The organism is Vibrio penaeicida (assembly GCF_030689305.1).
Lineage (GTDB): Bacteria > Pseudomonadota > Gammaproteobacteria > Enterobacterales > Vibrionaceae > Vibrio > Vibrio penaeicida_B.
Window position 1 is genome coordinate 85,607 of the sequence record NZ_JAUYVM010000018.1, and the last position, 21,333, is coordinate 106,939.

The following is a 21,333-nucleotide window of genomic DNA, read 5'->3' on the forward strand; positions in this document are numbered from 1 at the left end:
GGCATTGTTTGCTAACGGGAGAAAGTGTTAAGGCTTAATGACCACGCGACCCGTCACTTGACCATTCGTTATGTCTTCCGCGTATTTCGGCGCATCAATTAAAGGAATCTCTGTGCAGGCTTGTTCAAAGTAACTGGCTGGAAGCAGTTCAGTGAGCTTTTCCCATGCTGCTGTGCGCTTCTCGTAGGGGCAGTAAACGGAATCGACCCCTTGCAAACGGACGTTTCGCAGAATAAATGGCATAACCGTCGTTGGTAAATCGAATCCACCTGCCAAACCGCATGCAGCGACGGTACTGTTGTAATCCATCTGCGCCAACACTTTGGCTAATACTTTGCTACCAACAGTGTCAATGGCACCTGCCCAGATTTGTTTTTCGAGTGCGCGTGCGGGCTCTTCAAACTCACTGCGATCAATGACTCGGCTCGCCCCTAATTTTTCAAGTAAAGGACCGTTCTTTTCTACTCGACCGCTTACGGCTACTACGTTATAGCCCAGAGTGCTCAGTAGCGTGACAGTAACAGAACCAACGCCGCCACTTGCCCCTGTTACGAGAATTTCGCCATCTTCTGGTTTTACATCGCCATCTATAATGGCTTGTACACACAGCATGGCTGTTAATCCTGCGGTACCTACCATCATCGCTTGCTTGCTGCCAAGCCCTGAAGGTAACGGAACTAACCAATCTGCTTTGAGGCTAGCGCGTTGAGCCATACCACCCCAGTGGTTTTCCCCTACGCCCCAACCGGTTAGTACCACTTTGTCACCAGTTTGGTAGCGCTCGTCAGAAGACGTCACCACGGTTCCCGCTAAATCGATCCCTGGCACCATTGGAAACTGACGGATGATTTTCCCTTTGCCAGTAATGGCGAGTCCGTCTTTGTAATTCAGAGAAGTGTAATCCACATCGATAACCACATCACCTTCAGGCAAATGAGAATCGTCTAGTGATTCAATGGATGCGATGGTTTTTTTATCTTCTTGATTTAGAACGAGAGCTTGGAACATAGTCTTCTCCACAGTATGAGGGCTGCAAGCACATCACTCGTGTGCTTTAGTCAACGACACTAGTGTAGAACGATATGGCGTATGAAAAAAATGACACTTTAGCATTATAGGTATGCATATATTGCATAGCTCACAGTTTGAATACTTGATGGTCTTTAGCGAGAAAAAAAGAGGGTGAGAACACATCAGGGTTTTGCATTGCCCAAGTGTCTAGATCGTGGCTTATGTGTACCAAGCCCAACCTTTTGATAGACAGTTGTTGTTGGATTGATTGAACCAGCAAGATGTCGTTGTGATTGCGTGGTGGGGAATCTGGCATGGGGGGATGGTTGCAATCTATTAGCATGAGATCGATGGATTTACTTTCAAGGAATTCGCGTGTGCTTTTAGGAAGGCCAACCGTATCAGTTAGGTACGCAAGCCGTTTGTTTTCCCATTCAAAAACGTAGCCGAAGCAAGGTTTAGAATGCGTAAGAGGCACAGGCGTAATAGTGATGCCTTCCCAGTCAAAAGAAGTAAATGCTCTCAATGGTTGGAAACTCAACAGACCTGGGTGTTTGTAAAGGTCGTCGCAGCCAGCTTTGTCGGGGGGAGTAAAAACAGGTATCGATTTGCCTTTCCCCCAGCGCAGGTCAAATAGAGAGTGAACATGATCCATATGAAAGTGAGTCAGTAATATGGTATCAATCGCGCCTGAGGGAAACTGCTCAAGAAGTTGAGGGTAGTTGGCATCCAACAAGAGGTTTTTCCCATTGCGCTCAATGTATGCCGAGGTTTTACCTCGTCGGAATATTGGGTTTTCGATGGCCCTTTCACATGCAGCACAGTCACAACCATAGGTTGGAACATGCCCTGCATTTCCGGTTCCTAATAACGTCAGTTGCAAGCTTGTACCTCCGGATTTAATTGCAGAATAAATTGCTCCACACTCGATTCAAGTTTACCACTGTTGTCGATCACCATAGCATCGGATGGTTTGTTTCTTTGGTATTGCTTGGCTCGCTCAATACGAGCGACTATCTGTTCATGTGTCTCCCTTCCCCTTGCCATTAATCTCGACTGTAGACAATCAACATCCACTTGAATCCAAACTGGGGTTATTTGTTCTTTGAACAGCGCATGAGCTTGAGGGAAGTAAGCGCGCGATCCATTCAAAAGAACATGTTGTCCTTGGCTTAGCCACAGCTCGATTTCTTTTCCGATGCCATAACACAACCCGTTGGCTTCCCAATGCATGGAAAATAACCCTGAGGTGATGCGCTGGTGAAACTCTTCATGATTGAGTGCGATATGGTTTTCATTGCCACTGTCGGCGGGTCTCGTAATGTATCTATGCGCTAATTGAATAGAGACGCGGCTGTCTTGCCGAATCGCCTGCATCACGCTGTCTTTTCCGCTTCCAGATGCCCCCATCACATAAAAGAGTTTCGCCATATTATCTTCCCTCCACCCCAAAAAGTGCTTATCAAATTTAATACACACATTGCCCGAGTCGCCAAGCGCGCTTGACGTAGGCTTGCCCCTCGACTTGCTTAACCAAAATTAAATCGGCGAGTAAGCCCTCTTTGATTTCTCCGCGGTCGTGAAGCCCAAGCGCTTGCGCTGGGTTGGATGTCGCCAATTTGACTGCATTGGGTAAATCTAGTGTATTGTTTTCATCTTCAGCCAGTTTGAAAACGGCATCTAACAAGCTTAGGGGGAAATAATCAGAAGACAGCACATCCAACACGCCCATACTTGCGAGTTCATGCGCTGCGACATTACCTGAATGTGAGCCGCCTCTAACGACATTGGGTGCGCCCATTAATACATGCAAACCCAACTCGTGCGAGCGTTTTGCCGCTTCAACCGTGGTAGGGAATTCTGCCAGTACCAATCCAAGTTCATGAGACTCTTCAACATGGGCGACAGTCGCATCATCATGACTGGCAAGTGGAATACCACGTTGATGGCAAAGCTGTGAAATAGCTTTGCGATTGCGATCAGACCATTGCTGAGACAAGGTGCGTTGCTCTTGTTCGTAGGCTTGCATTTCCGCATCATTCAATCCGTATTTACCTTGATAATACTCGTAGTATTTTTCTAGGTTGATGAATTGGCGCTGACCGGGGGAGTGGTCCATTAGGGATACCATTTTAACTTGCGGTAAACCAAGGTAGCGCTCGACTAATCCATACGTAGAAGAATGGGGTAGTTCACAGCGAATATGCAGGAAATGCTGTGAGCGATTGACCCCGCGGCGTTCCGATTCAACCAGCGTGTCGATCATCTTGTCTAGGTAGTCTTGACGCGTACCGCCATCACGTACATCGCCCACCGCCACCGCATCCAGCACCGTGGTGATGCCCGAACCGATTAATTGCGCATCGTGCGCTGCCATGGCAGAAAATGGTGGCCAACTCACTTTTGGTCGAGGGGTGAAGTATTTTTCAAGATTGTCGGTATGCAGTTCAATCAAGCCAGGCAGGAGCCAATCGCCTTGCCCATCAATGCAATTCGGGTCGCTGTCTTTGCCTTCAGAAATCGACACTATGGTGTGATTGTCGATCTCTATGGTTCCATACAAAATGGAATCGGGCAGAACCATATTAATGTTGGTGATTTTCATTGCCGTCATCCTTCTATTGCAATGTTGAGTTTGGGGTGGGTACGGTACGAGTCGTTGCTGTCTTAACATCAAAATATTTGTCCGCTACTTTCTGGCGAACATAGTCGTCGTGAAATATTCCGACGATGGTTGCGCCTCGCGCTTTGGCTTCGAGAATCAGACTAATGACCACATCGCGATTTTTTTCATCCAAGGACGCAGTGGGCTCATCGAGCAGTAAAATGGGGGCATCGACAATAAAGCCACGCGCAATATTCACGCGTTGTTGCTCTCCGCCTGAAAACGTCGCGGGGGCGAGGTGCCAGAGCGTTTCGGGAACATTCAAGCGCTGCAACATGGCGGCGGCTTTTTCCTCAGCAACGGCTTTGGGGATATCTCGCTCAAGCAAAGGCTGCATAACAACCTCGAGCGCGGAGATACGTGGTATGACGCGTAAAAACTGACTGACCCAGCCAAGGGTGTTCTGACGCACTTGCAAAATTTTTCGTGGAGACGCCGACGCAATATCGACCCAATGGTTGTCGTTGTAGACCATAATCGAACCGCTATTGACCCTATAATTGGCGTATAGAGTGCGCAGCAGTGTCGATTTCCCAGAGCCAGACTCACCGTGAAGCACTAAGCATTCACCTTGGTTCACTTCGAAGCTAACGGTATCCATGACAGGGAGCGTAATGCCTTGCTGATTATGGAGAACGAAGCTCTTACTGATGTTTTCAATTCTTAACATGAGATCATCCTTGCAATACGGAAGACACCAACAGTTGGGTGTACGGATGTTGGGGATCGTCGAGCACTTGATCGGTAATCCCCGTTTCAACAATGCGGCTCTCTTTCATCACAATAAGGCGATCCGCCAGTAGGCGAGCAACCGCTAAATCGTGAGTGACAATGATGACCGATAGCCCGAGGTTGGTGACGAGGTTACGTATCAAATCAAGCAAGCGAGCTTGAACCGATACATCAAGCCCACCGGTTGGTTCGTCCATAAACACCAGTTTTGGGTGTGTTACTAAGTTGCGAGCGATTTGCAGGCGTTGCTGCATACCGCCGGAAAACGTTATGGGACAGTCGTCAATGCGATCGAGTGGAATTTCAACATCTTGCAGCCACTTCTCGGCTTGTGAGCGAATTTGACCGTAATGCCTATCGCCAATGGCCATTAATCGTTCTCCGATGTTGCCACCCGCAGAAACACGGGGTCTAAGCCCATCCATTGGGTGTTGATGCACCACGCCCCATTCAGTTCGAAGCAAGCGGCGACGCTCTCTATCCGGTTGTTCGTACAGTTCAATGGTTTGATTCCCATTGTTGTAATCCACCGTGCCACTGTTTGGGCGTTCCCGACCGGACAGCACTCGTAACAAGGTGCTTTTACCTGAGCCAGATTCACCGACAATGCCCAACACTTCGCCCGGATACAGCTCTAGGTTGATGTTTTGGCAACCTTTATTGGGGGAGTACAGTTTGGACAACTCTGATACTGAAAGCAGAGGCGATTCATTATGAGTGGAGTCGAGCGCTGGCGTTGGCGACACTTTTTCCGCAAGGTTTAACATGACAATTTCTCCAGCTGTTTGGCGCAATAATCCGTATCTGAACAGACGAACATCCGCCCCCCTTTGTCGTCGGTGACGACTTCATCCAAAAAGGTATGTGTTGATCCGCAGATGGCGCATGGCTCTTCCCAGCGTTGAACCTCGAATGGGTGATCATCAAAATCGAGGCTTTTCACATCGGTGAATGGGGGAATAGCGTAAATGCGCTTTTCTCTACCTGCCCCAAACAGTTGGAGGGCAGGCATGCGGTCCATTTTGGGGTTGTCGAATTTCGGTATTGGGGAAGGGTCCATAATGTAGCGTTGGTTCACCATCACAGGGTACGCATAAGAGGTCGAGATATGCCCATAACGTGCGATGTCTTCATATAACTTCACGTGCATGATCCCGTATTCACTCAAAGCGTGCATTTTTCGAGTTTCCGTTTCTCTTGGCTCAAGAAAGCGCAAGGGTTCGGGAATCGGCACTTGGTATACCAGAATTTGCCCGTCTGTCAGCGGTGTTTCTGGGATGCGATGACGTGTTTGAATGATGCTGGCCTGCTCGGTTTCTTCTGTCGTATCTGCATCGGCCACTTTTTCGAAAAATTGACGAATAGAGACCGCATTGGTGGTTTCGTCTGCACCTTGGTCAATCACCTTGAGCGTGTCTTGTTGCCCAATAATAGAGGCGGTGATTTGAATACCACCCGTTCCCCAGCCATAAGGCATTGGCATTTCCCTTCCGCCAAAAGGCACTTGGTATCCAGGAATCGCCACCGCTTTTAGAATCGCTCGGCGGATCATCCGCTTGGTTTGTTCATCTAAGAAGCCGTAGTTGTATCCCTGAATCGCTTGGTTTTCTTGCGTGTTGATGTGCTTACTTAAGCTGTTCATGGTCTGGCTCCTCTTTATGTACATGGCGTTGTTCGTGCTCTTTTTGAAGCTTGCGAATCAGTTCCAATTCCGACTGAAAATCGACGTAGTGGGGGAGTTTTAGGTGGGATACAAACCCTGCCGCTTCGACGTTATCACCGTGAGACAACACAAATTCCTGATCTTGCGCGGGCCCTTGAACGGGTTCATCCAATTCTTCCGCTTGGAGGGCTCTGTCAACTAATGCCATAGACATGGCTTTTCGCTCAGCCGCGCCAAAGGCAACACCATAACCACGGGTAAATTGAGGCTTGATGGTTTTAGAACCTGAGAAGCCGTTGATCATTTGGCATTCTGTGAGCTCGATATCCCCAATATCTATCTCAAACCCCAACTCTTCAGGGCAGAGAGAAACCGTGACGTTTCCAGTGCGAATTTCAGCCGCAAACGGGTGATTACGACCGTAGCCTCGCTGGGTGGAATACCCCATTGACAGAAGGAAACCTTCATCGCTGCGCATGAGCTGCTGTAGCCGAGCACTTCGCGTCGCAGGGTATGTTGGTGGATGCAACGTAATATCTTCTGCGGTATCACCCTCATCGACTTCCTTTGCTGCGAGCCCTTGGTTTTCCAATATCGTCATCACCTGAGGGCAGGCTTCCAATACCGTTGTATCACGTGTTGTATTGCCTTGCTGTTCAGGCTTTGTTGGAGCTCTTCCCTCCGCTAATAATGAGAAATCAAGCAGGCGATGGGTGTAGTCCAATGTGGGACCAAGTACCTGACCGCCGGGTAAGTCTTTAAAGGTCGCGGATATGCGGCGCTCTATCTCCATGGCACTGGTGTCTAACGGCTCACTAGTGGCAAAGCGAGAGAGGGTGGTTCGGTAAGCTCGTAGCAGAAAGATGGCTTCAATCATGTCACCACTGGCTTGCTTAAAGGCCAGTGCGGCGAGTTCTGTGTCGTAAATCCCGCCTTCTGTCATTACTCTATCTACCGCGCCGCTGAGCTGGCCTGCGATTTGGCTGGTATGGATTTCACTGCCAGTGCCGCGGCGTTTTTGGTCTTGGAGCTGGTGGGCTGCTTTAATGGCTTTTTCTCCGCCTTTTACTGCAACGTACATGATGAATCCTCCTTGTTAGCCAGCGCGATGAGCGTGGTACGTGGGAGAGCCATTAATTGGTTTTCGCACGTGAGCAAGACATCAATCCCTAAAGGTTGAGATTTGTTGATGACCATTATCTGGTTAAGTAGTGACTGATGAATGCCGTCAACATTGATCAATGCTTTACCGTCAATACCCGGACCGCTGAGTTCTAATCCAACCCCTTTCGATAGGCTATTAACTTGAATAATCAACGTGGTGCTGGTTTCGGGGTACTCTGCGTTCCCCCAGCAGAATTCGTTGATGTCGGCATTTTGGTCACCACCCAGAAGCGCAAAGCTCGCTTTGTCTTGGCGTGTGGCTAATGGCGTATTGGCGTGAAATTGTAGATTTTGTGTGAGTTCAGAATCGGTTTTAAATGCTTCACTTAACCAAACCGGTGTCGTGCTATCGGTCAGAGCCAGCAATATTTGAGTGGTGGCAGCATTGGTCTGCCCAAACGACAATTCAGAGGACATCGATTGCAGGGAGCTTGGCATCGACATGGCGTTCAGGATGAAGCGAAATACATTCTGCGCATCGTGAATCGGATCGTTAAAACCTTGTTTTACGAATTTCATTCGTCCTCTCCTCTCACCATAGTGAAAAATTCCACCTTGCTAGTGGCGACCTGTTCGCGTCTTGCTTGTGTTTGCTCTTGCATGGTGGCCATCAAAGGTTCTATCACTTGCTGCATTAGGGGGGCGCAATAGGTTGAGGTTTGCATGAGAGCATCGATCAATGCCGCAAGGAGTACATGATCTTTGTTGCGTCCTTTTATGTAGCTGTAGCCCATTTCACCTTCAGGCAATTTAATGACACTGCGCGTGACGGTCATATCACCAATATTGAATGGGTTACCTGTGCCGCCCATACGCGACTGGACCTGAATGAGCCCCGTTTCTGGTTGGCGTATCACCTGATAATGTGGAGACAAATTTAACGGCTCCCACAGGTTTTTTAGGTGCAAGAAGTCGGTCCGAGCGAGAACGGACATCCAGCCCTGTCGCTCTGACTTAGTTGTTGTGACCATGGTTAATGCTCCAATACGATTTCAATCATGTCCGAGCGGGTGTAGGAGCAAGAATATTCCATGACCTGGTTGGTCTGGCTTGCCACGTTTACCGTTCGGAAAATAATGAGCGGAATGTTCTCCGATAACTTCAGTTGTTTGCGTTCTTGCCGGTTAGGCATTCGTGAACGCAGCTTGGTGGACTGTCGGGTCAGATCTGTATCGAGTTGCTGGTGAATATACTGATGAAGGGAACCGCTCTCGAAATGTTGCAGTGGTCCCCACCATTCTGTGTTTGGCAAAAAATGTTCAATCAAACTGCATGGCAAACCGTCAATGACTCTGAGTGTGGTGAGCTTGATGACTTGTGCGTTCAGCTTGATGTTTAGAACCTTGGCTAGATGCTCACTAGCGGAAATCAACTGGCGGCTTAGCACCTCACACCTTGGCATATAGCCTTGCTTGGTGAGGTTGTGCGTAAAATGTGCGCCTTGATTGAGTGGATACGCATAAGGCTGACGTATGACCTGATTGCCTCTGCCTTGTTGTCTCTCTATCAACCCACAAAACACCAATTCATCTATGGCACGTCTTACGGTGTGACGATTAACGTCAAATCGGTCTGCCAGTCGAGATTCCGAGGGTAAAAATTCCCCAACTTTGAACTGGCTTTGTACTTCCTGTTCGAGTTGTTTGGCGATGTCCATATACAGTTGCATCACATTCTTCCATTCAATTGTCTAGACAAGTTCAGGCAAATTTTTTAAATGTAGGCTTTGCGAATATGTTGCGATGCAAAGTCTATTAAGCTGACGGTTACAATGATGACCAGCATGATGGCGGCGGTTTGTTGGAACTGAAAACCACGAATGGCTTCCCACAACAATACCCCTATACCACCAGCACCCACCATGCCCACCACGGTTGCGGAACGAACATTGGATTCAAATCGGTAAAGTGTGAAAGAAATCCAAAGTGGCAACACTTGGGGGATGACACCGTAAATCACCTCTTCCAATTTGTTGGCTCCGGTCGCGCGAACGCCTTCGACGGGGCCTAGGTCTATTGCTTCTACGGCTTCTGAAAACAGTTTCGCCAATACCCCAGTTGTGTGGATGAACAGTGCCAGTACGCCAGCAAAGGGTCCTAAGCCAACAGCCACCACAAACAGCATGGCAAACACCATTTCATTGATGGCACGTGCGGTATCCATTAGGCGGCGAGTAGGTTGATAGACCCACATTGGTACGATGTTGTCTGCGCACATAAGCCCCAGTGGTATTGACACAAGAACCGAAAGCACTGTGCCCCAAATGGCAATTTGAATCGTGATTAGGGTTTCTTCTACATAGAGTTCCCAATAAGTGAAATCAGGCGGGAAGAAATCACTCGCCAATTCCACCATGTTGTCGGAATCCGTCACCAGTTGAACGGGGTTCATTTCTGCACCTTGCCATGCCCAGGCAAGTATCACTGCGAACAGAATTAGCATCGCAAGCTGCTTAAGTTTTTGGCTCCAATGCAGGTTGCTTTGAAGGGTGTCCACAGAAAGGTTGGTGTTCATATCAATTCTCATATGATGGTTTCAATAGGGTGAGGGATCCCCACCCTAATCAGGCTAGAACGTGTTATTCCATTGCCTCAAGGGCTGCCATTTGGCGATTCAACGCGGCAAGTTCAGATTGAACGTTGCTGACCTTTGTGAGCTCAGACTCGTCAAGCTTCTTATCGGTAGAGAACTTATTCAGTTTCTTAAACAGTGCTAGCTGACGGATTGGGAGTAGCTGTAAGTCGGAAGAGGCTTTGAATGGTGCCCAATCAAGCTCTTTCAAAATGGCGACTTCTTTTGCATTTCCCGTTTTTCCATACGTCATGAAAAAGTCGTACACCGCTGTTTTTGTTTCTTCAGGTAGGTTCTTGCGCCATACGATAGGATCGGCTGGAATCAGCGGGGACTTCCAAATGATTTTGATGTTTTTGAATTTATCGGGGTTGTTGTTGGCGAAACGACGAAGGCTTTCTGTGTTGTTGGTGGCGACGTCTACTTGTTTGTTGGCAACGGCAAATAAGTTTACTTCGTGGCTCGAATTCAACGTGCGTTTGAATTCATTCGGCTGTACGTTGTTTTTCGCAAACACATAGTAAGACGGAACCAAGAAGCCCGATGTTGAATTTGGATCGCCGTTACCAAATGCTAGGTTTGAGCGGTCTTTCAACATGTCTTCAACGGAGTTGATAGGGTTGTCTTTGTGCGTAATCAGCAAGCTCCAATACCCCGGGTTGCCTTCGACATCGACTGTTTGAGCAAAAATCTCACCGCCTGCGCGGTCGACCGCTTCCATTGCCGACTTGTTGCCATACCAAGCGATATCTACTTTATCAAAACGCATGCCTTGGATGATGCCTGCGTAATCGGGTGCAAAATACGCTTTCACTTTCACGCCCAGCTTTTCGCTCATGTCATCCAAAAAAGGCGTCCATGACGTTTTTAGATTCTGTTGCGATTCGGTTGAAATAACGCCGAAGTTCAGCGTTTTTAATGGTGCTTCTTCTGCCCATGCTGGGGCGAGCGTTGCTGCTGCCATTGCAATGGCAACTGAGATCTTACGGATTGCACGTAACATTGTTCAGATTCCTTTTTACTGAATGTTGACTGTTGTTGGGTTGGTCTCTATCGAAGCTTCTGAGATTGGAGTGTTAGGAAAGTGTCCTTCCACAATAACGCCTGCTTCTTCCGTTTTTCCGCGATACAGAGCTTCAAGTTGGGTTGTTGTTAGCCCATTGCTGCTGCCCTGATAAAAGATGTGCCCATCACGCAGTGCGATGACATGCTCACAGTAATTTAAGGCATGCTCGACTTGGTGAAGCGTGACGATGACGGGGATGTTCTCTTGTTGGTTGATTTGTTGCAGAAGCTCCATCACGATGCGTGATGATTCGGGATCAAGCGACGCTATAGGTTCATCAGCAAAGATGATTTTAGCGTCTTGTATTAAGGCTCTTGCAATCGCAACCCGTTGTTGTTGACCCCCAGACAGTGTTGAAACGCGCTGGTGGGCAAAAGCTGCCATTCCTACTCTATCCAATGCTTCTAGCGCTTTCTTTTGCTGCGCTTGAGTAAATTGCCCGCTGAGGGAGCGCCACCAAGGTGTTTCACTCAGCGCACCAATCAAAACGTTGGTGAGAACCGATAAGCGGTTAACCAAGTTAAATTGCTGGAAGATAAAGCCAGCTTGGGAGCGCGTTGACCGAATTTGTTTGTGCACCTTGCCACCGAGCTGCACAGGCTGCCCCATAATTTGGATCTCGCCAGATGTACCATTGCTTTTGTCTCCGGCCATTAAGCCATTTAAGTGGCGCAGTAAGGTGGATTTTCCTGATCCAGACGGACCTAATAGCGCCGTCATACCACGGTGCGAGAGATCCAAGTTAATGTTATTTAAGGCGCGGTTTTCGCCAAAAGTTTTGTTTAAATCCGCGACGCTAACGATGCTGTCCATAGAGTGAACCTTCTGTTTTGTTCAGCTCTATCCTGCTCGGGTGAAATGACGGTTTTATTGCAGTGAAATGTCAGAAAAATGCAGCGAAATATTGGTAATTAGCTTAAAAGTCTGTTGTTAAAAGGCTTGATAAGAGATGTCTAGACAAGTGTGGGCAGTTGTCTAGATAGGTGTTTCATCAAAAGTTCATGAAGTAGTGTGAAAAGCTTGAGGTGAAGTGGGTTTTGAAAATGCCACCTCCAGCATAGGAGGTGGCAGTTACTTTATGGGGTAGGTGTGTAAGGGTCGTAGCCGCATTGCCCTTCGCTGGTGGCTTGGGTGTAGGTTATTGAGCGTAAGCCATTAAATTCTGATGCGTATTGATCCAAAGTGTCTTTCGTACTTTGGGTGAGAGGGTTGTCGTAAACAGACACACACCTCAACCCTTTATTTTTACTAATATCAAGACCGCTGATTGCGTTGTCACCCAGATGTAAGTACTGGAGTCGCTCAAGAGTACCAATATCCAAATTAGTAAGCTGATTACCTGCTACATACAGGTATCTCAAGTATGGATATTGTGTGACTGGCAAATCAGTTAACGTATTAAAGCTGACTCTCAGATCGCCCAGTACACTTTTTTCAGTTGGGAGTGTGAGTGAACTCAGTTGACCGGCACTAGTAGCGTGCAGTGAGCTTAGGCTTGAAGCGCTAGTCACATCCAGTGAGCTGAGCTGTGTTCTGTTTAGCTTCAAAGTAGACAGTTCCGGCATGGCGCTCAAATCAAAAGACGTTATTGGGTTATCGGATAAATCCAACGACTTCAATTTTGTGTGGTTATGTCCATTGAATGAGCTTAGGTTTTTTGAAGCTGCAGACAGTGAAGTCAGCTCGGTTAGGTGGCTAAAGTCTATGTTCGCATTACCCGAGTTGCTTATATAAAGCCCAGTAAGTGCATTATTTTGGCTTAAATCGGCCGAGACCAGTGGGTTATCAGACGCGTTTGCGAATGTAAGTGCCGTATTAGCTGACAAGTCTAGGTTGGTAATCTGATTTTGACCAATATTTAATGATGTCAGCTCAGGGCTGTTAGAAACATCTAAATGGGTTAGAGCGTTGCCCTGCAAATCTAAGGTTGAAAGTTTTGCTTGTTTACTGAGGTCTATCTGCGTCAGGTTACTCTTTGGTAGCTGTAGGTTTGTAAGCGATGTGATTCCATCTAAGTCAATGTGCTGAAGCCGACCATTAACTCGCACAGATGTGAGCGTATTGGTTTTTGGTAACGTAATGGCATTGATAGTTTTCGTACTTATATTAATAAGTTCTAACGAAAGGCTTCTGGACAGATCATGTGACGATATTGAAGTACCAAGTACATTCAACTCCTTTAGTCTTGTGAGAACAGTAACATCGAGTTGAGAAATTTCGGATGATAGTTTTAGCCTTAAGATTTCTATTGCATTGCTGTTTGTTATATCTATATTTTTTATGTAGTTACTGCGTTGCATTAAATCTAAATGTTTAAGCTTAGGGTTGTTGGATAAATCTACATTATCGAAATTATAACCAAGGCTTGTAGAACTTACGCGCGTTAGCTGTGGATTATCTGTAATTTTTATCGTTCCCTTACCGCGACCAAGAGTTACTGTGCTTAATGCTGGAAGGTTGGAAATAGTGACATCTCTGGTTGGGGGGGTAAACCGCTCGGAAAGTAAACTCAATGTATTTAATTTTGGGTGTGTTCCAATTATTAACTCTCCTGAACCCATATATCTTGGGTCAATGCGCAGAGATGCCAATTCTGTAAGCTTTTCAAATTCGGGTTCATAAGAACTTCGGCTGCACCCGTAATCCGTGACTTCATCTACGAATTTCCAGTTATTTTTAGTTGCCAAGGATTCCATACAACGTTGATTGATCCCACTTTTGAAGTCGAGTTTTTCTATTAAATTGTCAAAGTTCTGAACCGTAACATCGACAGTTTCAGTATCCGTAGCCCCTTCATTGTCTGTCGCCGTAACTTTAAACGTCAGCACTTCTTCACGATCTATCGTGGGAGACGTAAAACTTAAAACCTGTGAATCAGGGCTCGCAATGGCGACATTTGTCCCTGCAGTTTGCTCCCAGCGATAGGAAGTAATGGTACCGTCAACATCGTCTGCGGACGCAGTGATGGAGACAGGTAGGTTAATATCTATAGTGGCATTGCGTATGAAGCGGATGAATGGCTTTCGGTTAGGTTTTATGTGAACTAGAGTTTGTTTGCTTGTAGTTGCACCATCGTTATCCGTAACAGTTAAGCGGAATAAAAAGCTTGCTTTCTGGGTTACTGGTGGGGCAGTAAAGGAAGTTTGCGCGGTGTCGTTACTTTTAAGCACAACATTAGTACCTGACATTTGTTCCCATAGATATTTAACAATATGACCATCTCGATCTTTTGCATTTGCAGTAATATTTACGGTAGAACCAACGCGGGCTGTTTGAGATGTTAATAAAGAAATGGTTGGCACATAAGTTCGACCTTTAATAGTCACCGTAATTGTTTTGGTACTTGATGTACCTTGTTTATTTGTCGCTGTAAACCTGAATGCAAAATTTTGGTCTTTTGTGGAAAATGGTGCGACGAAAGATGCACCAGTTATATTGCGAGCTGATAAAGAAACGGGTTCCCCATCAATCTGTTCCCATTTGTATTTGTACGTTAGTAATTCTTCAATATCCTCCTCAGGGTAGGATATGTTGGCATGAAGATTAACGCTATCCCCACCATAACGTATTCCATCACCAACCAGTACAAATGATGGTGCTATTTTGGGTTCGGGTGTGGGGGATGAGTCATTGCTTGAGCCTCCACAAGCTGCTAATAACAATGGCGCCGAGATCAGTGTTGCGGTTTTAATATAGTTCATGGAACCTAGCCTTTGAATACTTTCGTATTTTCTTAAATACGGAACGATGACGTGCCCAGATTGTGAATGTGTGGGCGAGAGATGCGTTCCATGCCAACAGAAGAGATACCGAAAATTTTTATTTATGAGTGCCTGATAAAGCCAATTAGACAAAGGTATCTTTTGGGATAACGAAATTGCTTTACGTAATAGTTTGAATTTATAAAGCTATTCTCGTTTTTAGCCATACTAATGTTTAGGTAGCTTTGAGACTAGGTGCATAACTGAAAGGATAATGAATACGTGAAGTGCGTCTAATTTATTTTTTGGTAGATTAATTGTTTGTAAAATAAGAAAAAGGCCAGAAATCTGACCTTTAATATTGTAGGGAAGTGGCTTAAACGTCTACCCGTTCGAACACGGTTGCAATTCCCTGCCCTAAACCAATACACATGGTCGCTAAACCGTACTTGGCATTGTTAGCTTCCATTAAATTGATAAGGGTGGTGGAAATTCGCGATCCTGAACAGCCGAGAGGGTGACCAAGTGCGATAGCGCCTCCGTTAAGGTTCACTTTTTCGTCAACCACATCCAGTAACCCTAAATCTTTTGCACATGGCAAGGATTGCGCGGCAAAGGCTTCGTTTAGTTCTACTACATCCATGTCTTCGATAGAAAGACCAGCACGCTTAAGTGCTTTTTTGGTGGCAGGAACCGGTCCGTATCCCATGATGGAAGGATCACAGCCAGCCACTGCCATTGAACGTACACGAGCACGGATTTTCAGCCCAAGCTCTTTGGCTTTGTTTTCACTCATCACCAGCATGGCGGATGCACCATCTGATAAAGCTGACGATGTCCCCGCTGTCACCGTTCCGTTAGCAGGGTCGAATACAGGTCGAAGCTGAGATAACCCTTCCACGGTGGTTTCAGGGCGAATGACTTCGTCATAATCTAAGGTGATCAGCGAACCGTCAGGAGCGTGCCCTTCGGTGGGCAGAATTTCATTTTTGAATCTACCTTCTTGAGAGGCAGCGTACGCACGAGCGTGCGAGCGTGCTGCAAATTCATCTTGTTGTTCACGGCTGATACCATGGATTTTGCCTAGCATTTCCGCAGTCAAACCCATCATACCTGCAGCTTTCGCTACGTTCTTTGACAAGCCAGGGTGAAAATCTACGCCATGCGTCATGGGTACGTGACCCATATGCTCAACACCACCGATAAGGCAGATATCGGCATCGCCAACCATGATGGCACGAGAGGCATCATGAAGCGCCTGCATAGAAGAACCACACAATCGGTTGACAGTAACGGCACCGACTTCAATCGGTAACCCTGCTAGCAAAGCCGCATTTCTTGCGACATTGAAGCCTTGTTCTAGAGTTTGCTGCACACAGCCCCAGTATACGTCTTCGATTTCGGAAGGGTTAACCTGTGGGTTACGTTCCAAGATACCTTTCATCAAATGTGCGGATAGATCTTCTGCTCTTACATTGCGAAATGCGCCGCCTTTGGAGCGCCCCATCGGGGTTCTAAGGCAATCAACGATCACTACATTGTTCATTTTAAGATTCCTTTTCCAAAGAGGGTTATAACGTGCTTGCTTGTTGAGCGCCGTAAAAAGAGTCGCCTTTTTCTGCCATATCAACCAACATTTTTGGTGGTAGATACATGGCACCAAGCTCAGCATATTGCTGTGCCATCGCGACAAACTCGGCAATACCCACACTGTCTAGGTAGCGGAATACCCCACCACGGAAAGGAGGGAAACCTAAGCCGTAAACCAGAGCCATATCTGCTTCTTGAGGAGAGGCGATAATGCCTTCTTCTAAGCACAAGACAACTTCGTTGATCATCGGAATCATCATGCGTTGAATAATGGTTTGCTCGTCAAAATCTTGCGGTTCAGCGCAGACGGGCGCAATCACAGAAAGAATGTCATCACTGAAGGCTTTCTTTGGTCGGCCTTTCTTGTCCACGCTGTATTGATAGAACCCGCTGCCGTTTTTCTGGCCATAGCGATCAGATTCAAACAGCGCATCAATCACATCTTTGCCATCTTTACCCATACGCTCAGGGAAGCCTTGCGCCATAACGGCTTGTGCGTGATGGGCGGTATCGACACCGACAACATCTAGAAGGTAAGCCGGCCCCATTGGCCATCCAAACTTACGCTCCATTATTTTATCGACTTTGGTGAAGTCTGCCCCGTCACGCAGCAACATGCTGAAGCCGCCGAAATACGGGAATAAAACGCGATTCACAAAGAACCCTGGACAGTCGTTTACAACGATAGGGGACTTGCCCATTTTTGCCGCGTAAGCGACCACTCGGTTTATGGTTTCTTCTGATGTGTGCTCGCCTCGGATGATCTCGACCAACGGCATGCGATGAACTGGGTTGAAAAAGTGCATACCGCAGAAGTTTTCTGGGCGCTTGAGAGACTTCGCCAATAAATTAATTGGAATGGTAGACGTGTTAGATGTGATAACCGTATCTTCTCCAACGTGCTCTTCAACCTCACTAAGCACGGCGGCTTTTATTTTTGGATTTTCGACAACAGCTTCGACAATCACATCTGAGTTTTCAATACCTGCGTAATGCAAACTTGGGGTGATTGAAGCTAGAATTCCTGCCATTTTGAAGCCATCAATGCGACCACGAGACAAGCGCTTGTTCAACAGTTTGGATGCTTCGGTCATACCCAAATCTAATGACGGCTGAGCAATGTCTTTCATCATAACTGGAACGCCTTTAAGCGCGGACTGATATGCAATGCCTCCACCCATGATGCCCGCACCAAGTACAGCTGCACGTGCGGTGTCTTTCGATGCGGATTTCGCAGATTTCTTCGCTAGCCCTTTTATGTATTGATCGTTTAAGAACAGTCCTACCAAGGATTTGGCTTCTTCCGATTTTGCCAATTTAACAAAATACTTGCGCTCTACGTCCAATGCATCATTTCGAGCACTGTGAGCCGCTTCTTCAATGGCGGTCACCGCAGCCATTGGAGCAGGATAATGTGGGCCCGCTTTTTGGAAGACCAAGCCTTTTGCCATGGTAAAACTCATCATGGCTTCTGTTTTACTTAATGTAAGTGCGGAGATTTTCTGCTCTCGACGCGCTTTCCATTCGATCACACCGTCAGCGGCTTGCTCAACAGTCTGGATCGCCGATTGGCGAAGGCTTGCGGTATCAACGACTGCATCCAGCAGCCCAACCTTTAATGCTTCATCTGCTCGGCAAGCTTTCCCTTGCGTAATGATTTCCATGGCACTGTCTGCACCTATCACGCGTGGCAGGCGAACACATCCGCCAAATCCAGGCATGATACCCAACTTGGTTTCAGGTAACCCGATGCTGGTGGTTGCATCACCAATGCGAAAGTCAGTCGCGAGTACGCACTCACAACCGCCACCTAAAGCATGCCCTGTCATGGCAGAGAGTGTTGGAACGGGTAAATCTTCTAGTTTGCAGAAAATACTATTGGCAAACTGAACCCATTGGTCCAGTTCATCTTCAGGTTTTGCAAACAAACCGAGGAATTCGGTGATATCGGCACCTACGATAAAGGCATCTTTATCTGAGGTGAGAATAAGCCCTCTCAAGCCTGAATGATCTATAAGTGCATCCAGCGCCTGATCGAGCGATTCTAACGTAGCAAGGTCAAGCTTATTAACTGAGCCTGGAGAGCAAAAGCTAAGCTCGGCAATGCCGTTTTTTATTTCCTTTACTTGTAGAGTATTTGATTGGTAAATCATGTCTAACTCCGCGATATGCAATCCGAGATTGCTTGAGAGAGTGAATGTTATAGTTATGTTGTCATATTGTTCGACTTTGTAAGTGTGCGCTGAGTTGTGGTTAATTTCAATACATTTTCAAACGCGTGTTTGATTTTTATTAGGTTGATCCTGTTCAGTACACGACAGGCAGAAGGACGTGATACACTGCTCTCTCTTGTCAAACTGACCTATGTGCTATGAATTTACTCCCATTTTTAATTCCTGCAGAGCCGGTAATCTTCGAAGAAGAGATCAAAAAAAGCCTTTTCATTACTCAGTTGGCGCATACTCCGTCGATAGAGTCAGCCAAAGCATTTATAGAATCGGTAAAAGTTGAGCACGCGTCTGCAAGGCATAATTGTTGGGGTTTTGCTGCTGGGAGGCCAGAAGATTCTCTTTTGTATGGATTCAGCGATGACGGTGAACCATCAGGAACTGCAGGTAAGCCAATACTGGCTCAACTATCGGGGTCGGGTGTAGGGGAAATTAGCGCCGTGGTTACTCGATATTCAGGTGGAATTAAACTGGGAACCGGGGGATTAGTAAAAGCATATGGCGGTGGTGTGCAGCAAGCACTTAAGCTGCTTCAAACAATAGAGAAAAAAATAACCACAAACCTTAAGCTAAGGTTAGACTATTCGTTCATGCCTATTGCTCAATCTTTAATGGAAACATACCAAGCTCATCAGCTTGATGCTGATTACGGCGAATTCGTTGAAGTGATTTTAGAAATAGAAGTAAGCCAAATGGAAGGGTTTACTCAGGCAATCATAAATAAGAGTGGCGCTAAAGCAACGGTCACGCCATTAAAATAGAATTTAGGAATATTAAGAAGCGACGCTTCTGAAGCAAGCATGCAATTTCGTTCAATTATCCGCATCGTCGGTTTGTTACTCGCTCTGTTTAGCGTGTCTATGCTGGCGCCCGCTTTTGTCGCACTGATCTACCGAGATGGTGCTGGTGTGCCATTTGTCACCACATTTTTCGTACTGCTTATCGCTGGCGGTTTTTTTTGGTTTCCTAACCGCCATCATCGACATGAATTAAAAGCTCGTGATGGATTTTTGATTGTGGTTCTATTTTGGACCGTAATCGGCAGCGCAGGGGCTCTCCCCTTTTTAATTTCTGATACCCCAGATATATCCGTTACGGACGCGTTTTTTGAATCTTTCTCAGCCTTGACCACTACAGGTGCAACCGTCATCGTCGGGCTTGATGACTTGCCCAAAGCGATACTGTTTTATCGACAGCTTCTGCAATGGTTTGGTGGTATGGGGATCATTGTATTAGCGGTCGCCATTCTTCCGGTTTTAGGTATCGGGGGAATGCAGTTATACCGAGCAGAAATTCCAGGTCCTGTAAAAGACAGCAAGATGACCCCACGTATTGCCGAAACCGCTAAAGCGCTCTGGTACATCTACCTCAGCCTAACCATTGCATGTGCGAGTGCATTTTGGTTAGCGGGAATGAGTTTGTTTGATGCCATCAGCCACAGTTTCTCGACGATCGCCATTGGTGGGTTTTCAACACACGATGCCAGTATGGGGTACTTCGATAGTTCTGCCATTAATATGATTACGGTGGTGTTTCTTCTTATTTCTGCGTGCAACTATTCATTGCACTTTGCTGCTTTTGCTTCCGGCGGTGTTCACCCTAAATATTATTGGAAAGATCCTGAATTTCGAGCCTTCTTCTTTATACAAGGCATCTTATTCCTGATCTGCTTCTTGCTATTACTTAAGCATCACTCCTATACCTCGGTGTTTGATGCTTTTGATCAAGCTCTCTTTCAAACCGTTTCTATTTCGACGACTGCTGGCTTTACGACAACAGGCTTTTCGGAATGGCCTCTCTTTTTACCAGTGCTGTTGCTTTTCTCCTCCTTTATAGGGGGATGTGCAGGGTCAACGGGTGGTGGTATGAAAGTCATCCGTATTTTGTTGCTGACCTTGCAAGGGGCACGTGAACTAAAACGCTTGGTTCACCCAAGGGCTGTATACACCATCAAAGTCGGGGGCACAGCGTTGTCCCAGAGAGTGGTGGATGCGGTTTGGGGATTCTTCTCTGCATACGCTTTGGTTTTTGTGGTTTGCATGTTGGCATTGATTGCGACAGGTATGGATGAATTGAGTGCGTTTTCTGCTGTAGCCGCTACGCTCAATAATTTAGGCCCAGGTCTGGGCGATGTCGCATTGCATTTTGGTGATATTAACGATACCGCCAAATGGGTATTGGTTGTATCGATGCTATTTGGTCGTTTAGAAATATTCACACTACTTATTCTGCTGACCCCAACATTCTGGCGCAGCTAAATTCACTAATTAAGGAAGCTCGATGGAAAAAGTACTTCTACTTCACTCCAGCCGAGAAGGGCAAACCGTTAAAATTCTCCACTATATAGAAGAGAAGCTTGGAAACGTTGAGTGTGAAACAAAAGACGTACACTTAATCGATGCGCTGGATTTGTCTGGTTACGATAAGGTCATCATTGGTGCGTCAATTCGCTACGGTCACCTTAATAAGAAATTGTATCGGTTTATCGAAGCGCATCTAGATCAGCTGAATAAAGCCAATGCAGCGTTCTTCTGTGTGAACTTAACTGCAAGAAAAGAGGCCGAAGGTAAAGATACACCTGAAGGCAGCGCTTATATAAAGAAGTTTCTTATAAAATCGCCTTGGCAGCCGCAATTAATAGGTGTTTTTGCTGGCGCGCTGTATTACCCACGATACCGTTGGTTCGACAGAGTGATGATTCGTTTTATTATGTCGATGACAGGCGGGGAAAAGGATACAACGAAAGAAGTGGAATATACCAACTGGGAAAAGGTGTCTCTTTTTGTAGATTCAATTAAGAATTTGAATAAATAACCATCATAAATCATCTTATCTGAGTGCTTTTTGCCCGAACAGATAAAAAGTCTAAAAAAAATGAAAAAAGGGGTTGTCAAAGAGACTCCGATCTCTATAATGCCCCCTCGCTGACACGGGAACGCTTC

The 21,333-nt window shown here is 46.6% G+C and carries 20 protein-coding genes; 3 read left to right on the top strand and 17 right to left on the bottom strand.

Annotated elements, in window-relative coordinates; all coding sequences use genetic code 11:
• Window positions 1-27 precede the first annotated feature (27 nt).
• The 17 genes from acuI to fadB all read right to left on the bottom strand — a co-directional run bounded on the left by acuI (window position 28) and on the right by fadB (window position 18,316).
• Complete coding sequence (gene acuI / locus Q8W40_RS22820) at window positions 28-1,008, bottom strand: acrylyl-CoA reductase (NADPH) (RefSeq protein ID WP_305400469.1); 981 nt, start codon at window positions 1,006-1,008, stop codon at window positions 28-30.
• A gap of 130 nt (window positions 1,009-1,138) precedes the next feature.
• Window positions 1,139-1,894: a phosphonate metabolism protein PhnP gene (phnP, locus tag Q8W40_RS22825; protein WP_305400470.1), complete on the bottom strand. Its 756-nt coding sequence runs from the start codon at window positions 1,892-1,894 to the stop codon at window positions 1,139-1,141.
• The gene (gene phnN / locus Q8W40_RS22830; protein WP_305400471.1) at window positions 1,885-2,442 is read right to left on the bottom strand and encodes a ribose 1,5-bisphosphokinase; all 558 of its coding nucleotides are present in this window, start codon (window positions 2,440-2,442) and stop codon (window positions 1,885-1,887) included. Before phnN ends, phnP begins: the two co-directional genes overlap by 10 nt.
• 37 nt (window positions 2,443-2,479) lie before the next feature.
• Window positions 2,480-3,616 (bottom strand): alpha-D-ribose 1-methylphosphonate 5-triphosphate diphosphatase, encoded by a 1,137-nt coding sequence (gene phnM, locus Q8W40_RS22835; RefSeq protein WP_305400472.1) that lies wholly within the window; start codon window positions 3,614-3,616, stop codon window positions 2,480-2,482.
• Window positions 3,617-3,629: 13 nt separating this feature from the next.
• Window positions 3,630-4,346 (bottom strand): phosphonate C-P lyase system protein PhnL, encoded by a 717-nt coding sequence (phnL, locus tag Q8W40_RS22840; RefSeq protein ID WP_305400474.1) that lies wholly within the window; start codon window positions 4,344-4,346, stop codon window positions 3,630-3,632.
• 4 nt (window positions 4,347-4,350) lie between these two features.
• Window positions 4,351-5,175 carry a phosphonate C-P lyase system protein PhnK gene (phnK, locus tag Q8W40_RS22845; RefSeq protein WP_305400476.1) on the bottom strand — a complete coding sequence of 275 codons (825 nt, stop codon included), beginning with the start codon at window positions 5,173-5,175 and terminating at the stop codon, window positions 4,351-4,353.
• The gene (locus Q8W40_RS22850) at window positions 5,169-6,050 is read right to left on the bottom strand and encodes an alpha-D-ribose 1-methylphosphonate 5-phosphate C-P-lyase PhnJ (protein ID WP_305400477.1); all 882 of its coding nucleotides are present in this window, start codon (window positions 6,048-6,050) and stop codon (window positions 5,169-5,171) included. The genes phnK and Q8W40_RS22850 overlap by 7 nt, the downstream gene beginning before the upstream one ends.
• Window positions 6,034-7,152 (bottom strand): carbon-phosphorus lyase complex subunit PhnI, encoded by a 1,119-nt coding sequence (locus tag Q8W40_RS22855; protein WP_305400478.1) that lies wholly within the window; start codon window positions 7,150-7,152, stop codon window positions 6,034-6,036. Before Q8W40_RS22855 ends, Q8W40_RS22850 begins: the two co-directional genes overlap by 17 nt.
• A complete protein-coding gene (gene phnH / locus Q8W40_RS22860; protein ID WP_305400480.1) occupies window positions 7,137-7,754 on the bottom strand; it encodes a phosphonate C-P lyase system protein PhnH in 618 nt (205 codons plus the stop codon). The genes Q8W40_RS22855 and phnH overlap by 16 nt, the downstream gene beginning before the upstream one ends.
• Window positions 7,751-8,206 carry a phosphonate C-P lyase system protein PhnG gene (gene phnG, locus Q8W40_RS22865; protein ID WP_305400483.1) on the bottom strand — a complete coding sequence of 152 codons (456 nt, stop codon included), beginning with the start codon at window positions 8,204-8,206 and terminating at the stop codon, window positions 7,751-7,753. The genes phnH and phnG overlap by 4 nt, the downstream gene beginning before the upstream one ends.
• 2 nt (window positions 8,207-8,208) lie before the next feature.
• On the bottom strand, window positions 8,209-8,904 hold the full coding sequence (gene phnF, locus Q8W40_RS22870; RefSeq protein WP_101115417.1) for a phosphonate metabolism transcriptional regulator PhnF: 696 nt from the start codon (window positions 8,902-8,904) through the stop codon (window positions 8,209-8,211).
• A gap of 44 nt (window positions 8,905-8,948) precedes the next feature.
• A complete protein-coding gene (gene phnE / locus Q8W40_RS22875; protein WP_305400484.1) occupies window positions 8,949-9,749 on the bottom strand; it encodes a phosphonate ABC transporter, permease protein PhnE in 801 nt (266 codons plus the stop codon).
• A 64-nt stretch (window positions 9,750-9,813) separates the two neighbouring features.
• A complete protein-coding gene (phnD, locus tag Q8W40_RS22880; RefSeq protein ID WP_305400485.1) occupies window positions 9,814-10,809 on the bottom strand; it encodes a phosphonate ABC transporter substrate-binding protein in 996 nt (331 codons plus the stop codon).
• A 15-nt stretch (window positions 10,810-10,824) separates the two neighbouring features.
• A complete protein-coding gene (gene phnC / locus Q8W40_RS22885) occupies window positions 10,825-11,685 on the bottom strand; it encodes a phosphonate ABC transporter ATP-binding protein (protein ID WP_305400486.1) in 861 nt (286 codons plus the stop codon).
• 263 nt (window positions 11,686-11,948) lie between these two features.
• The gene (locus Q8W40_RS22890; protein WP_305400487.1) at window positions 11,949-14,573 is read right to left on the bottom strand and encodes a leucine-rich repeat domain-containing protein; all 2,625 of its coding nucleotides are present in this window, start codon (window positions 14,571-14,573) and stop codon (window positions 11,949-11,951) included.
• 376 nt (window positions 14,574-14,949) lie between these two features.
• Complete coding sequence (fadA, locus tag Q8W40_RS22895) at window positions 14,950-16,119, bottom strand: acetyl-CoA C-acyltransferase FadA (RefSeq protein ID WP_305400489.1); 1,170 nt, start codon at window positions 16,117-16,119, stop codon at window positions 14,950-14,952.
• Between the two features lie 25 nt (window positions 16,120-16,144).
• Entirely contained in the window at window positions 16,145-18,316 is a 2,172-nt protein-coding gene (fadB, locus tag Q8W40_RS22900) for a fatty acid oxidation complex subunit alpha FadB (protein WP_305400490.1), read from the bottom strand.
• Between the two features lie 218 nt (window positions 18,317-18,534).
• On the opposite strand from fadB, the gene Q8W40_RS22905 reads away from it, so the two are divergent.
• Genes Q8W40_RS22905 through hemG form a run of 3 tightly spaced genes read left to right on the top strand, consistent with a single transcriptional unit; the run spans window position 18,535 to window position 21,205 of the window.
• Window positions 18,535-19,152, top strand: a complete 618-nt coding sequence (locus Q8W40_RS22905) for a YigZ family protein (RefSeq protein ID WP_101115410.1) — start codon at window positions 18,535-18,537, stop codon at window positions 19,150-19,152.
• 39 nt (window positions 19,153-19,191) lie between these two features.
• Window positions 19,192-20,649, top strand: coding sequence for a TrkH family potassium uptake protein (locus Q8W40_RS22910; protein WP_104401126.1), 1,458 nt, complete (start codon window positions 19,192-19,194; stop codon window positions 20,647-20,649).
• Window positions 20,650-20,671: 22 nt separating this feature from the next.
• On the top strand, window positions 20,672-21,205 hold the full coding sequence (gene hemG / locus Q8W40_RS22915) for a menaquinone-dependent protoporphyrinogen IX dehydrogenase (protein WP_305400491.1): 534 nt from the start codon (window positions 20,672-20,674) through the stop codon (window positions 21,203-21,205).
• Window positions 21,206-21,333 lie beyond the last annotated feature (128 nt).